Annotated in this window: 20 protein-coding genes; 1 reads left to right on the top strand and 19 read right to left on the bottom strand. The window is 66.6% G+C overall.

Features of this window, described 5'->3' with window-relative positions:
* Position 1: 1 nt before the first annotated feature.
* From ACX4ZE_RS20815 to ACX4ZE_RS20730, 18 genes are all read right to left on the bottom strand, one after another.
* A complete protein-coding gene (locus ACX4ZE_RS20815) occupies positions 2-283 on the bottom strand; it encodes a hypothetical protein (RefSeq protein WP_480275155.1) in 282 nt (93 codons plus the stop codon).
* A gap of 107 nt (positions 284-390) precedes the next feature.
* Positions 391-831, bottom strand: a complete 441-nt coding sequence (locus tag ACX4ZE_RS20810) for a hypothetical protein (protein ID WP_480275154.1) — start codon at positions 829-831, stop codon at positions 391-393.
* 11 nt (positions 832-842) lie between these two features.
* Complete coding sequence (locus ACX4ZE_RS20805; protein WP_480275153.1) at positions 843-1,661, bottom strand: hypothetical protein; 819 nt, start codon at positions 1,659-1,661, stop codon at positions 843-845.
* Between the two features lie 66 nt (positions 1,662-1,727).
* Entirely contained in the window at positions 1,728-2,171 is a 444-nt protein-coding gene (locus ACX4ZE_RS20800) for a hypothetical protein (protein WP_480275152.1), read from the bottom strand.
* A complete protein-coding gene (locus ACX4ZE_RS20795; protein ID WP_480275151.1) occupies positions 2,168-2,470 on the bottom strand; it encodes an HK97 gp10 family phage protein in 303 nt (100 codons plus the stop codon). The genes ACX4ZE_RS20800 and ACX4ZE_RS20795 overlap by 4 nt, the downstream gene beginning before the upstream one ends.
* Positions 2,467-2,670 (bottom strand): hypothetical protein, encoded by a 204-nt coding sequence (locus ACX4ZE_RS20790; protein WP_480275150.1) that lies wholly within the window; start codon positions 2,668-2,670, stop codon positions 2,467-2,469. Before ACX4ZE_RS20790 ends, ACX4ZE_RS20795 begins: the two co-directional genes overlap by 4 nt.
* Positions 2,667-3,062 carry a hypothetical protein gene (locus ACX4ZE_RS20785; protein WP_480275149.1) on the bottom strand — a complete coding sequence of 132 codons (396 nt, stop codon included), beginning with the start codon at positions 3,060-3,062 and terminating at the stop codon, positions 2,667-2,669. The genes ACX4ZE_RS20790 and ACX4ZE_RS20785 overlap by 4 nt, the downstream gene beginning before the upstream one ends.
* Entirely contained in the window at positions 3,059-3,445 is a 387-nt protein-coding gene (locus ACX4ZE_RS20780; protein WP_480275148.1) for a hypothetical protein, read from the bottom strand. Before ACX4ZE_RS20780 ends, ACX4ZE_RS20785 begins: the two co-directional genes overlap by 4 nt.
* A complete protein-coding gene (locus ACX4ZE_RS20775; protein WP_480275147.1) occupies positions 3,442-3,711 on the bottom strand; it encodes a hypothetical protein in 270 nt (89 codons plus the stop codon). Before ACX4ZE_RS20775 ends, ACX4ZE_RS20780 begins: the two co-directional genes overlap by 4 nt.
* Entirely contained in the window at positions 3,711-4,736 is a 1,026-nt protein-coding gene (locus ACX4ZE_RS20770) for a major capsid protein (RefSeq protein WP_480275146.1), read from the bottom strand. Before ACX4ZE_RS20770 ends, ACX4ZE_RS20775 begins: the two co-directional genes overlap by 1 nt.
* Positions 4,737-4,751: 15 nt before the next feature.
* Positions 4,752-5,120, bottom strand: coding sequence for a potassium transporter (locus ACX4ZE_RS20765; RefSeq protein ID WP_480275145.1), 369 nt, complete (start codon positions 5,118-5,120; stop codon positions 4,752-4,754).
* A 23-nt stretch (positions 5,121-5,143) separates the two neighbouring features.
* Complete coding sequence (locus tag ACX4ZE_RS20760; RefSeq protein ID WP_480275144.1) at positions 5,144-5,761, bottom strand: hypothetical protein; 618 nt, start codon at positions 5,759-5,761, stop codon at positions 5,144-5,146.
* Positions 5,762-5,857: 96 nt separating this feature from the next.
* Positions 5,858-6,094 (bottom strand): hypothetical protein, encoded by a 237-nt coding sequence (locus ACX4ZE_RS20755; RefSeq protein ID WP_480275143.1) that lies wholly within the window; start codon positions 6,092-6,094, stop codon positions 5,858-5,860.
* Positions 6,091-7,863: a hypothetical protein gene (locus tag ACX4ZE_RS20750; protein WP_480275142.1), complete on the bottom strand. Its 1,773-nt coding sequence runs from the start codon at positions 7,861-7,863 to the stop codon at positions 6,091-6,093. Before ACX4ZE_RS20750 ends, ACX4ZE_RS20755 begins: the two co-directional genes overlap by 4 nt.
* Positions 7,838-9,247, bottom strand: coding sequence for a phage portal protein (locus ACX4ZE_RS20745; protein ID WP_480275141.1), 1,410 nt, complete (start codon positions 9,245-9,247; stop codon positions 7,838-7,840). Before ACX4ZE_RS20745 ends, ACX4ZE_RS20750 begins: the two co-directional genes overlap by 26 nt.
* Positions 9,248-9,258: 11 nt before the next feature.
* Positions 9,259-9,864, bottom strand: a complete 606-nt coding sequence (locus ACX4ZE_RS20740) for a terminase (RefSeq protein ID WP_480275140.1) — start codon at positions 9,862-9,864, stop codon at positions 9,259-9,261.
* Positions 9,842-10,912: a terminase gene (locus tag ACX4ZE_RS20735; RefSeq protein ID WP_480275139.1), complete on the bottom strand. Its 1,071-nt coding sequence runs from the start codon at positions 10,910-10,912 to the stop codon at positions 9,842-9,844. Before ACX4ZE_RS20735 ends, ACX4ZE_RS20740 begins: the two co-directional genes overlap by 23 nt.
* The gene (locus tag ACX4ZE_RS20730) at positions 10,899-11,366 is read right to left on the bottom strand and encodes a hypothetical protein (RefSeq protein WP_480275138.1); all 468 of its coding nucleotides are present in this window, start codon (positions 11,364-11,366) and stop codon (positions 10,899-10,901) included. The genes ACX4ZE_RS20735 and ACX4ZE_RS20730 overlap by 14 nt, the downstream gene beginning before the upstream one ends.
* A 104-nt stretch (positions 11,367-11,470) precedes the next feature.
* Here ACX4ZE_RS20730 and ACX4ZE_RS20725 point away from each other — a divergent pair, with 104 nt between their 5' ends.
* Positions 11,471-11,836, top strand: a complete 366-nt coding sequence (locus ACX4ZE_RS20725; RefSeq protein WP_480275137.1) for a hypothetical protein — start codon at positions 11,471-11,473, stop codon at positions 11,834-11,836.
* A gap of 123 nt (positions 11,837-11,959) precedes the next feature.
* On the opposite strand, the gene ACX4ZE_RS20720 is transcribed toward ACX4ZE_RS20725, so the two are convergent.
* Positions 11,960-12,127 (bottom strand): HNH endonuclease, encoded by a 168-nt coding sequence (locus ACX4ZE_RS20720; protein ID WP_480275176.1) that lies wholly within the window; start codon positions 12,125-12,127, stop codon positions 11,960-11,962.
* Positions 12,128-12,626 lie beyond the last annotated feature (499 nt).

Below are 12,626 nucleotides of genomic sequence, written 5' to 3'. Positions count from 1 at the left end.
CTCAGATCACCTCCCCTCGGCGGGCTGCCAGCAGCATGTCGAGCTTGTTTTTCGGTGGGTCGGGAACGCGGTAGGGGTGTTGTGTCTGCTGGTATCGCTCGAGCAGCTGCGCGGTGATGTCCGGGTCGCGTTGAGCGATCGGAGCGAGGATCGGCAGCGGCGGTGGTTTGATGCCGTGCTTGATCCGTTGTGCGCGTTCCCGTTTGACTTCCGGATCGTCGGGGTCGGTGGTGCCTGAGATGTAGTCGAAGTTCAAACCGAAGTCGGTGCGGTCGACGAGCATGGCCAGGTTCTCCGAATCCCGTGCCCTTTGCGCATCTCGAGCTGCCGAGTCCTCGAGCAGTGCGGCGACATCGCGATAGGGCAGCTCTGCGAGCGCGGTACGCAGGCTCAGGCCGTACCAGCGTCGGATGCGGGCGAAGGCTGCGCCCCAGCGGTCGGGGCGATGTAGCCCGACAAGGGCAGGGGCGCTAGCAGTTCCCCCTGGTGCAGCTCGCTGAGATTGATGATCCGGTTGAGCGCGGTCACAGCGTGTGACGGGGAGAGTTGGGAAATCTTGTCCCACAGGCCAGGTCCGTCGCTGGTGATCAGCGACAGCATGGCCTCCATTTCGTCGGTTCCGGCGAGTTGGTAGAACCGCACCGCCTCGGCGCCGGTGAAGCCGCGCCGCACATCCGCATCGACGCCGAGCAGGGTGATCGGCACGGGTGGTTGATCGCCGGTGGCGAGCTCGTCCAGGAGGTCGACGCGGTCGGCGGCGGGCGCCGCCGGGGTGGCTTGAGTCTTGGGCCGCGCCGGGCGGCGCGCTGCCGGGTACTTTTTCGTGGTCACAGGCTGCTCCCTCAGGAGATGGTGATGGTGCCGGAGGGGGTCAGGCTCGCGCCGTCGCCGGTCAGGGTGCCGACCGCGTTGATGGTGACCGTGTAGGGGCCTCCCGCGCTGCCGGTGACGGCGGCTTTGCCCGCACCGATCGTTGACAGTGCGACCAGCGCCGACTCCACCGCGCTCGCGGCCGCGTTGTAGGCGATGCCCGCGGTGGTCTGACCGGCGAACGACAGTGTGAACGTGCCGCCGGTCGGGCTGCCGCCGATAGTGACGGTGGCCTTGGTTTGCAGTGGATTGAACGAGGTGATCGGGGTGAACGGCTCCAACGCCAGCAGCTCGAACTCGAATCCGTCGAGGTCCTCCTTACCGAAGGTCCGCGGCGGCGGCGTGGTGAGAGTGACACGCGGGCTGTAGAAGCCGGCGGAGGTGCCCTCGTCGCGGACGACCAGCAGCAACGCGAAGTCCTCGTCGTCGCCACCGCGCCACTCGAACACGCTGGAAGCAGGTGGGGTTTCGACGATCGAGCCGCCCTGCAACGCGGTGAGCACGGTCGCGGCACTGTAGTCGACCGGCCGCAGCTTGGCGCGTTCTTCGGTCGGGGCCTTGACCACCTTATAGGGAGCCAGGCGCCGGTTCCACACCGGCTTCGGAGACACGTCACGGGTCGGATTCACCTCGAATCCGGCCTCGATACCGCCGAACGGCAGCCAGGACACGGCACCGGTGACCGGGCTGGTGACGAACGGGCTATCGGGTCGCGCGGTGCCGGCGGGCGCGCGGTAGCCGTCGCCGTCGAGCCAAACGTACGCCTTGTTCGGGTCGGCGTGGGTACTCACGATTCAACCTCCATGGGTGATGAGTCGCTCACGCTGAATATCGCGAGCGAGAACAGTTTTCGAATCTCACGTGCGTGCGGCACGCATTTTCAGCTCGACGCGCACAGTGGCCCGGAACAGGGGCTGGTCCGCGCCACGAGCGGTGTCGACGAAGGTGATCGGGCCGTCGGTCCAGGTCGCCGACCAGACGCTGCCGCGCCACACTTGCGGTTTGGCGCGCCCCAGCAACTCACCCGCCAACGCTGCGATATCCCAAGCCACTTCTTCGGGATCTGTTGTGCCACCCAGTATTTCCAGCTTCGGAGCCCAAGCGTCCACTTGCACCATGGGGCGGCGCAGGAACGGGTCCTGACCGATATTGCCAGGCGCACGGAGTGTGACGAACGGGCCGGTGATGGGGTCGGGCAGGTCGCGGGTGGTGATGTTCTCGGTGGCCACACGTGCGGTCAGCGAGGGCTGCGCGATCAGAAATGCGCGTACCGCGCCGGGCGCGAACGGGATCGGTGTCACCGCCGCGGCTTCCAACCGGAGTAGCGGCCGCGGGTGCGGGCGGCGTCGGTCAAGGCCGCATGCGCAGGCGTGTTCGAGGTGCCGTACTCCTTGTAGATGGCGTCGGGATCGGTCTCCACGACACGCACATCCGTGCCGGACACCCGCACGCCGATCCCGTCGCGGTAGGCGCCGGTGACGACAGGTGCGCTGGCGCGGGCCTGCGCGGCGACCTCGCGGGCGATGGCGTAGCGACGGGGCATCGACAATGCCCGTGCCGCGGAGCGGCACACGTCCTCGAAGATCGTCAACCGGATCATGGCTTACGCCGCGGCCCTTCGGACTTGCCGAGCGGGGTTGCCGCGCGAACCTCCGCAGCGCCGACCAACGCTGCCTGGCTGGCAGGCTGAGACTCCTCGGTTTTGTCGACTGCTTTGCGTTGCAGGTGTTTACGGTGGGCTTTGGATCCTTCCGCGCTCCAGTGCGCGATTCCGTCGGCGTCGGTCCATGACGTGATCATGGTGTCTCCTTCATGTCTGAGGTGTGCCGCACGATGGCGGCGAGGTAGGCGGGGCGGCGCGATCCGTGGGCAGGGCGGCGCGCTCGAGGAGTGCCCTGCACGGTGACGGTGTCGCCGACGCCGACGACATCGGACACCTCGGCCGGGCCGTCGAATCGCCACACATCACGACGACCGGTCCCTCCGGGCAAGCCGGGATCCAACAGCAGAATTAATCGTGTGATGGTGTGCCCGTCGGCGAACTCGTCGATCTGTGGCCGGTTGAGGAATTGCTGCTGCAGTAGCCCGCGCCACGCGGTTTCGGTTACCGGTGTCGGTATCCGGTTTCCGGTGACGGGGTCGGTCGATGCGGTCCCGCGGCGCAGCAGCGTCCACCGTTCGGGCAGGCTCATCGCCCGCCGGCCGCGATGGTGAAGGCGTCGCCCTGGTCCGGTGTGTCGAGCAGGTCGGCGAGTTCGTCGTCGGTGAGATACACCAGCCCGGTCCCGGTCGACTGGGCGTATTGGGTGCTGATCTCCGGGTATTCGGTGCGCGTGACGCCGATACCGCGGCGCATCGTCTCGAGCGCCCGCAACACCATGGACACGCCCGTGCCGGCCACGAGGGCCGAGTCGAGCGTGCCGGCGGCGATGCGGGCATCGAGCCCGGACACCTTGGCCCGCATGCGCGCGACAGCGATGGTGATGAGCCGATTGACCTGAGTGATCTCCGGCTCGGCGAACGTCTCACCGGAGATCTCCTGCACGTCAGCCAACCCGAGCAGCGGGGCACTCACGCGCTACGCCGCTTCCTGGCACGCCCGGCCGATCGGCCTGCCGGCGTCGCCTCGTCTCGGTTGTCGTCGGCCTGGTCGTCGCGCTCGTCGCCGTCGACGTGATCGCCTTCCTCGACGGCCGCGTCGTCCTCGGTGTCGTCGGCCCAGGCGCCCGGGTTGGTGATCTTCTTCGCCGCCCACGCCGGGACCGCGTCGTCCGGACCGTAGACATGGCTGGTGCCGTGCTCGTCGTGGACGTGCACACAGCCCGCGAGCCGCCGCGCCATCACAGCACCTTCGCGATCATGGTGGCGTTCGCGTTGAGCAGCAGCGGCAGGGCGATGCCGCTGGCCTTGGTCCACCGCGCGAACGGATCGGGGTCGGTGTAGGAGCCGACCACGATGCCCGGCGCCTGGCTGGATTCGATGCCGTACTCCGGTTCGATCGATTCAGCGGTTGTGCCCCAATCAGTTTCACCGATCTTCGCCGAACCCACATACAAGATCCTGTCGTCGGGAATCAGGCGCTGGCTGTTGCCGGCGGCGTCCTCGACTTGAGCGTCGAAGATTTCGATCGGCGGATGCCCGAAACTCGTAAACAGGGCGTTGACCTGGTCACGGGTCACGATGCCCGATGTCGATCCCGGCGGCAGGACGGCGGCGCGGATCTTGTCCTGGCGCATGAGCGTGGACATGACGCGCTGGCTGGTGATCGCGCGCACCGGGTTGCCGGAGTTGGTGGTCCGGAAGGTACCGAACCAGCTCTCCTGGTCGATGACCGGGTCGGCCGCGCTTGCGCCCGCGACGTTCCACAGGGTCGCCGCGGTGACCGAGTGTCCGGCCAGCCGCTGGAAGTCGGCCTCGAGTTCCAGGCCGTTCTCGGCGAGGGTGATCTTACCGGTGACCAGTGCTTGCGCCTTGGCCATGATGACGCGCGTGCGGATCGCTTGCGCCAGCTCGACGGCGTCGTTGTAGATCAGGTCACGGATCGCGGAATCGGCGCTGCGCAGGCGCAGCCGATCGTATTCGCCCAAGCGGCGCTTCTCCGACATCGGCGGCAGCTCACCGCTGATCCGGATGACGCCCTTGCGGCCGGTGATGCGGGCCTCGGTGTCCCACGAGCGGTACTGCGCGGCGCGGCGCAGGCCTCGCTGGGTGATGTTGGCGCGGAACTCGACATCATCGATCTGGACATCGGGCAACAGATCATCGATCAGGGTGAGGTCGTTGATCGGTTGGTCGGCCAGGGCCGCGCGGACGTAGCCGGTCAGCTCGGCGGGGGTGACATAGTCGGAATTGAGCACGAGTGCCATTGCTTACGCCTCCTCTCAGAAGTAGCTGACAGCCTTGGTCGTGGCCTGGCCTGCAGCGTTGGGTGGGTTGGGGACCTTGGCGGCGAGCACGGCGCCATGCCATAACAGGGCGGCGGAGACCTTGGTGACACCGGCGGGCACCTTCACCGCGGTGAACAGGTGCCCGGCGATGGGTTCGGAGTCGCCGTCGCTGCGCTTGCCGTACAGGCCGCTGCCGAGGCGGCGCAGCACCCACCCGGACTTCAGATAGCCGTCGGCGTAGTCGGCGGCGGCGAAGGTGGACATGTCGAGAGTGATCGTGCGGGCACGGTCGGTGCCCTCGGCCGAGGCCAGCCAGGACTGATCGTCCTGACCGAAGCTCTCGGTAGTCAGCTTGAGATCCATTACTCCCCTCCTTTGGGGTCGTATCAGTTGCGGTTCTTGCGCGCCGCGTACTCCGCACGACCAGCGGCCATAGTCCCGGACTCCTCACCACCACCGCCGCCTTGGCGACGGTCCGGTTTGGGTGTCCCCGGCTGCGCGGACGTTGTCGACGCGGGCTGTGTTGCGGCAGCGCCGATCTGTGTTTTCAGCACCTCGGCGTCAGCGATGAGCTCGTCGAGAGTGCCGCCGTTGAGGCGACCAGCCATCGACAGCGACAGACCGGCCTCCTCGGCGGCCTCGTAGCGGATCGCCTTCGCGGCTTCCCGCTCGAGGACGCGGATCTTCTCGGCTGCGCGCTCGGCGTCGGACTTTTGGGCGTCCTCGAATGCCTTGACCTTCGCGGCCAAGTCACGCGCGGCTTTCTCGGCCGTCTTGCGGGCAGCCCGCTCGGCCTTGAGTGCCCGTTCCCCGCCGTCGCCCAGGTCGCCCGGGTCGTCAGCGGGTGCGGGATCCTGTGACACGCGCGAGTCCGGCTCGTCCGGCGTCCCGGCAGGCGGTTCGGGATCGGTGGAACCGCCGCGGATCAGCCAGATCGGTGAACCGTTGCGACGCAAACCGATCGCAGCCCCGTAGATCGGGTGCACAGGCAGTTGTGTGCTCATCGGGTGAACTCCCTTCCGTCGCGGAAGAATTCCGGCCGGCCTCGCGCCGGTCGGGACGAATGCGCCCGAATATCGCCGGGCGTGGGCGTGTTCCCGCTACCCGCGGGACGAGTCGGCGGCGTCGCGGCCGGACTGCCACCCCGCCAGCCACAGCCGCGCCAGCGCGGTAGCTTTCGGATTCGCTTCGGCCGAGTCGGCCTGGTCGACGACGCGGTCGCGGTAGCTCAAACCCTCACCGACCGCAGCAGCGTACGGGTTGGCCGTGGTCGGTTCACCGCGGCGGAACGCAGCCAGTCCGGCGGCGCGAGCATCGAGGTATTCCTGGCGGCTCATGTCAGAAAGTCCCGTCTACGCGATTGGATACGCGCCAGTTCGGCAGGATCGAGCAGCTGCGCCTCGAGTTCGGCCGCGGTCACGCGACCGTTCTCATCCCACCACGCGCGCAGCTCCTCGCTGGCGTATTTGCGGGCACGAGTTTCGGGCATCGACCACAGTTTCCGCGGATCCACACCCGCACGTTCACCAGCCTTGCTCAGCATGTACCCGTTGGTGGCTTCCTCGGCTTCCACCGACGCCCGGTACGCCTCGTCACGATGCCAAGCACGGACCTGCTGGTCGAGGCCCCTGCCCTGATAACCCAAACTCGACAGCATCGAGCGCGCGTTACGGCGCCGCTGCTCGGGCACCGACACCCCGTACGCCTGCTCGATCGCGGTCTCGTCGTCGACACCGGCACGCATGAGCCGCTCGTATTCGTCGTCTCGAGCTCGAGCGTCGGCATCTCGTTTGGCGGCGCGTCGATCGCGTTCGGCCTTCGCCCGCCGATCACGCTTGTCGATCTCGGCGGCGAGCGCGTCGAACTCCTCGTCGACCTCACCGGCCTCAGCCTTGGCGTTCAACCGGGCCATCAGATCCTCAGTCGATTCGCCCGTGAACGGGGAAACCTTGCGTCGTTTCCGCTTCGGCGCGGCCCCTGTCCTGTCGGCTGCAGCCGGGGTCTCTGGGTCGGGAGGATGCACCGCTTCCGGCAGTGCCGCCGATACCGGCGCGCTGTTGTCCGCAGCGGTCGCACGCTGCTCTATCCTGGCGCCGATCGGCCTCGGTTCGATTGACTTGCGAATCGGTGCGCTGGGAAGGATGTAACCGTTCTTGCGCAGTAGCTCGATGGCTTCTTCGCGGGACTCCGCGATTTCGTAGATCGCCTCGGGCATGAGCCGCGGCGTGGTACGCGGGTTACGTCCACGGCCGCGGATGATCCTCCCGGCGATACCCCGTTTCGTGACGCCTTCGCTGGTGACTGGCAACTGGCGACCGTAGACATTCTTGCGTTGAGCTCGGCCACCGACGACCTCTACTCCCCTGCGGGCGTTGACTACTTGCGACACATCCGCGCCCTCGCGAATCGCTTGCGCGGCAGCGATACCGAAAGTCTTGTCCTGATCATCGGGACTGAGACTGTCGAAATATTTCTTCGGGTCGGTGCGGACATCATCGTCGACATCCTCACGGCAAGGGATGTGTCGGCAGTTGCAGCCCGGATGGCGCCGAAAACCGCTCGACCAGCGGTAGAAACGTCCAGCCAACACCACACAGCGCGGGCAGCTGGGCGGCACCAGCATCCGCCGATATCCGACACCGCGCCGGGGCGCGATACTCAGCCCGGTCGCTACCCGTCCGACATCAGCGAGCTCGGTCCGCACATACAGCGCCGCGGCATCGCCCGCGTGCCGCCACGCCGAATAGGGCGTCTCACCCGCAGTGACGCGCCGCTGAGCATCAACCACCGCCTGATACAGCAGACCATCGATACCGCGACCATCGGAAGTGACACCGACCAACCTTCCGGGGTCGGGCTGCGCCTCCTGCAAGACGCTGATGCCCTGTTCGTCGAGCACCTCCGCCACATACCGGTCAGCGCCGGACACCGCCACCGCTTGACCAGCAGCGACGAGCCGCACCAAACGGTCGACGTTACGCCCGAACCAGACATCGAAATCCAGCGGCGGCAACGCGCCCCACAACGCCACGATCTCCTCGAGCACGTCACGGGAGACGCGACGCTGCCCACGATCGAACTCAATCGCCGCGTGCGGCAGCCGCATCGACATCCCTCCGAGCCGCCGCGGTCACCTTGTCGCCGAACCGCCGCAACGCAGGATCGTCGTCTTCGTCGGCGAAGTATCCACGCTCGCGGGCCTTGCGCTCCTCGCCCCAACCCATCTCATCCCAGGAGCCCTCACGGCTGAGCACGGGGTTGCCGCCGTTGAGCTTCTGGATCGCGTCGGCCTCCTCGGCGCGGGTCGGGGTGGCCGGATCACGCCACTCCACGGAAATCATCTCGCCCGACATCGGCCACTCCCCAGTGCGGAAACGCTCATACAGCGCCAGCGTCCAACCCAAACCGACACCGAGGTGCTCGTTGAATTCCTCGACATTGGACACGATCCGCGACTCGTCCGCCCGGATCGCACCCTCAGCCGCCGGATTCGCGGCATTGGCACCGAAGTAGCGGAACGGTAACCCTGACACGCTCGACGCCAATTCGGCATACAACTTCACCGTCTCATGGAAGTTCCGTAGATCAGTAGCGGAAAACTGGCCAACAGCAGCATCTTTCGGGCTCTTCTGGTTCGCCCATATCGCGGTGTAATACGCCTGCCACACAGGTAGCGGGCTGCCGTCCTTATCGACGAAATCACCCTTGCTCATCCCCAACGCCCATCGCGGCGGCACAGCGTGCGTCTCCACACCGACCGCCATATTGGTCAGCGTCCGCGCGCACGCATCGGTGATGCCCATCAAATCAGCCATCTCCGAGTCGCCATCCCACTCACCAAGGCGCTGCCGGTTGAGGAACAGCACCGCCGGCACACGCCCCAGGGCGTGATCATCGCGGCCGTCGTCATGACCGACACTGTCGATCACCCAGCCGCCGCGGCCCTCGACGACCTGAATCGTCTTGTCGGGCAGGAGCAATGTCCCGACCCGCTCACCATTGTCCTCGCGATACTGCCGCAGCGCGGCGGCGAGTCGACGGCGGCGGCGATCCACCAACGCCGACATCTGCCGAGGCGACTCCACCGTGATCAGCGGATGCCCACGATCCTCGTCATTGGCCCCCACCACAACGAAACACCTGCCGAAGACACGCGCCTCCATAGCCAACAACGGCACCTGAGAGGCGAGATTGTTCGCACGGAACGCCTCCTGCAGCTCGTCGTCCGCCAAAGCGCGCCCCGGCCGATACACCGCCTTCACCTTCTGCCGGCGCGCCAGCTCCCGCACATACATCCCCGGCCAGTTGGCCACCAACTCGAAGATGCGCAGCTCCTCCGGCACAGCCAAGCCGATATGCTTGAGCCGCTGCGCGCCCTCGGAATAGGCGCCGAGCAGCTTGACACGCTCAGCCAGCTTGTGATGCTTGGCGTTGAGCTTGCCGATCATGTCACGCTCGTCGTCGGTGAGCGTCGTCCGCAACCCCACCATGCGCTCACCTCCTAACCAAAGCAGAACATCCGGCCATCGACGTCTTCCCAGCCCGCCTCACGCGCATCCGAAGCAGCCTCATGGGCGAGGATCGAGGTGATCGCGGCGTCGATCTTCTGATGATCGACAGGCTTGCCGAGCACATACTTGTCGCCGGGCTTGGCCACCTTTCGACAGTTGCCGACATGGGCCTCGGTGATCGGGCAGCCATCCTGACGAATCCGCCCCGTCGTCAAATCGGTCTCGAATCGGCGGATCGCCCCATACATGGGCGTGATCCGGTTGGTCTGCCACTCGACGACACGCTCGTCGCCGTACCTCAACGCCCAGTCACCGATCTCGCTGCGCCAGTCATAAGGATCGGCGTACATCCGCGCCACAACCCACGTGGCGAACACCTCATCGACCGCCGCGTGAACCTCACCGCGCGGGATCCGCCCACCCCACTCCCGCGGCGCCCAGATCGTCGGCCGACGATCCGGACCATACCGCGGAGTGAACAACAACCCATCACGAGTCTCAGCGCGCAACGCGGTCCAGTCGTTGTTCTCCGAGCCATCGAAACCGACACAGATCGGCGTACCAGCGCCCGGATTAGGAAGCCAGACCCTCGACATAGCAGCCCTCCCACAACCCCTGCGGCAGCCACGTCCCCAAACGGGCCACCAACCGGTTGCCGAAAAACCGTTCGGCCTGCGCCGGATCGAGCTCGTTGAGCTCCATCGCCTCGGCCTCGATCGAATCCAGGTTCACCCACGGGCTCCCGGCATAGACATGCCGCAAGATCTTGCGCCGATCACGCCTGTTACCCCACGACAACGACGCCGGCGGTTGCCGGAAGAACCGGAAGATGTCCGACGCCCGAGCCTCCCACGTGCGCTGCGCGGTCGAATCCTCCGCCGGATCCCACGCATTCGTGGTCTCGACCGTTCGCCCACCCATACCAGCCGCGCCACGACGCTGCGTCTCAGCGATCCCCACCATCTTGTTCGTCTTCGTATACAAACCAGTCTCGTCCTGCAACGCCCACGAGATCGGGTTACCGACACGCCCCGTAGCGCTGGAGGTGACAGCGTCGATCCGGTCGAAATCGTCACCGCCATCGTCGCCGAGAATGCGGATGAAGTTCTCCCGCACCGCCATCAGATCACCCAGCGGCCCCAGCTTGATCATCGCCGTCAACGGCCGATACACGTTGCCGACCTGGTCCTCGTTGGTGGCCGTCAGCTGCAGCACCGGCGACGGGTGCCGCATGGCCATCGGCTCACCCGGCAGGTACTCGTATTCCCAGCCGCAGCCGCAACCCCAGTCCGAGCATGCCCACCCGTCGCCCCTGCCCGCCCAGCCGAGGAACTGCGACGGACCCACGGCCTCGAGGCACGCCATGCTCGCACCCCATGGACCCTTGCCCGTCTTTTGTGGGGCGACGATCTGAGCGCGGCGATAGACGAACGCCTGGTTGAACAGCGGCTGATCCGGCGACACCCATGCGACGCCCTCGCGGACGCGGTAATAGTTCGCCGCGCACCAGAACTGCCAATCCGACCACACGAACTCCGCGCCGCGGCGAAATCCGTCAGGGATACGGCAATGCCGCCGAACCCACGCCTCGCCGATATCGCCGAGCGTCGGCCACTCGACCAGCCAACCCTCAGGCTCCGCCACCGGGCATCGCCCGCAGTCGCCGGGCCGGCATCGACACAGGCGTAGCCTTCTCGGCCACCACGGTACGGGCCTGGACGAGTTCGTCGGCGGCGATCTGCCAGCCGTTCTCCTTCAATCCCGCCGGCGTGAGCCCGATCTGATCGGCCAGCTGCCGCATCGCCGTCGCATCCGCCGCGCTCGCATCAGCCAGCTCGGCGCGCACCTTCCAGCGCACATACATCGCGACGGTCTCCCAGCGCCACGGATCACGCGCCCACGCAACAGCCTGCGGATACGACCAGATCAACCGCCACAGCGCCTTCTCGCGAGCCTTCGGCCGCGGCAGCGGGAACGCCGGCACATCACCGGAATAGCCTTCGCTGGGCAACATCGTCAACTGCAGGCCGCGCCGATCCGAACGCCCCGAACGCGGGTCCGGCTGCGGGCCGGAACGGTTACGCGCACCACCACGCATGATCCACCTCCTCCTGGCAGCATCGCGCTACCGGACGGAAATCCTGACGGCATCGCGCCGACAAAGGCAGAATGGCCCCGACATCACACAGAATGGGGAGGAAGATGCAGAGCAATCAACTGGCGATCATGCGATCGCTGTGGATCGTCGGTATCCTGGCGCTGATCGGCGGCATCGTCCTATTCGCCGTCGATCATTCGAACCCCGAAGAAATCTGCACCACTGGCTACTTCGAAATCTGCCGAGACCTGGAACCGTCCAACCGTGGCGGATGGATCGCAGGGGCCGCACTGCTCACACTCATCGGGACAGCCGTCGCATGGTCCAGCATGACGCCAACCAACACCCCCATCCAGCGAGAAACCGGTGACCGGCCAAAGAAGCGCGCCGGCCTCGGGCTGGCCATCACTATCGGAGTGCTGTTCGTGGTCTTCTTCTGCATCCCGGCCATCAGCATCCTTATCAGCTGAGCATTTGAACCCTCCGCACCAGGTAGCGCCCTCCCCCGCGGCGCAACTCGTGACCGGGGGAGGGTCATCCCCCCTGGGGTGCCTGGGCTGCGACGCTCCTTGTAGGGCCTGGTCAGCCGCTGGTCAGTGTTTGGCGCTGTTGCATCCACGACACAACACCTGCAGCTGACCGTCGGGCGCTCCGCCTCGAGCGATGCCCTGGATGTGGTCGGCCGTCAGGTCGGTGGACGGGTGCGCCGGCCTCCGCCAGCCAGGGCACCAATCACCGTATCGCGTTCGATGCTCGGCCACTGCCGCAGCGCGCCGGCGACGCTCGGCCGTGGTGCGCGTCGCCTTGGTCGGCGTGGTCACGCGCCAGTGGCGCTCTCGGTGCCGCTGGTGGTCAGGGCATCGCCGATCGGGTTGGATTGCCGGGCAACCAGGCTCAGCGCAGGTCCTCAGGCGCGCCCTGGCCACGGCCTCACCATGTCCACCACCCGAGCATCTGCAGTGGAGCCACTGCCAGCACCGACACATGCCCGATCGGGTGACACAACAGTGCATGGGCGATCGAGTACAGATCCATCATGGCTCCTCACTCCTGTTACGCCTACGTACGGTCACCTGCACGGAGCTGATCTCCGTGCAGCTGTCGCCCCCTGCGCGGTGCTCAGCACCGTGCAGGTCTGCAATCACGGACGTGATGACCGTGGTTGCCCATGACCTGTTCGCTCGAGACGTTCGAACTGAGCGTCGGGGTCGCAGCGCGCAGCCGCATCTCCCCCGCGCCCCAATCAGGCGGGGCATGGAC

The sequence above is a fragment of the Nocardia sp. TBRC8007 genome (assembly GCF_056629435.1).
This window is presented reverse-complemented; position numbering and strand designations above follow the sequence as displayed.

Excerpts from the sequence above, each read along its gene's own strand:
- ACX4ZE_RS20795 (WP_480275151.1), bottom strand. The coding sequence starts at position 2,470 with ATGATCCGGTTGACGATCTTCGAGGACGTGTGCCGCTCCGCGGCACGG.
- ACX4ZE_RS20730 (WP_480275138.1), bottom strand. The coding sequence starts at position 11,366 with ATGCGTGGTGGTGCGCGTAACCGTTCCGGCCCGCAGCCGGACCCGCGT.
- ACX4ZE_RS20790 (WP_480275150.1), bottom strand. The coding sequence starts at position 2,670 with ATGATCACGTCATGGACCGACGCCGACGGAATCGCGCACTGGAGCGCG.
- ACX4ZE_RS20740 (WP_480275140.1), bottom strand. The coding sequence starts at position 9,864 with ATGTCGAGGGTCTGGCTTCCTAATCCGGGCGCTGGTACGCCGATCTGT.
- ACX4ZE_RS20770 (WP_480275146.1), bottom strand. The coding sequence starts at position 4,736 with ATGGCACTCGTGCTCAATTCCGACTATGTCACCCCCGCCGAGCTGACC.
- ACX4ZE_RS20760 (WP_480275144.1), bottom strand. The coding sequence starts at position 5,761 with ATGAGCACACAACTGCCTGTGCACCCGATCTACGGGGCTGCGATCGGT.
- ACX4ZE_RS20750 (WP_480275142.1), bottom strand. The coding sequence starts at position 7,863 with ATGCGGCTGCCGCACGCGGCGATTGAGTTCGATCGTGGGCAGCGTCGC.
- ACX4ZE_RS20765 (WP_480275145.1), bottom strand. The coding sequence starts at position 5,120 with ATGGATCTCAAGCTGACTACCGAGAGCTTCGGTCAGGACGATCAGTCC.
- ACX4ZE_RS20785 (WP_480275149.1), bottom strand. The coding sequence starts at position 3,062 with ATGAGCCTGCCCGAACGGTGGACGCTGCTGCGCCGCGGGACCGCATCG.
- ACX4ZE_RS20815 (WP_480275155.1), bottom strand. The coding sequence starts at position 283 with ATGCTCGTCGACCGCACCGACTTCGGTTTGAACTTCGACTACATCTCA.
- ACX4ZE_RS20745 (WP_480275141.1), bottom strand. The coding sequence starts at position 9,247 with ATGGTGGGGTTGCGGACGACGCTCACCGACGACGAGCGTGACATGATC.
- ACX4ZE_RS20775 (WP_480275147.1), bottom strand. The coding sequence starts at position 3,711 with ATGGCGCGGCGGCTCGCGGGCTGTGTGCACGTCCACGACGAGCACGGC.
- ACX4ZE_RS20725 (WP_480275137.1), top strand. The coding sequence starts at position 11,471 with ATGCAGAGCAATCAACTGGCGATCATGCGATCGCTGTGGATCGTCGGT.
- ACX4ZE_RS20755 (WP_480275143.1), bottom strand. The coding sequence starts at position 6,094 with ATGAGCCGCCAGGAATACCTCGATGCTCGCGCCGCCGGACTGGCTGCG.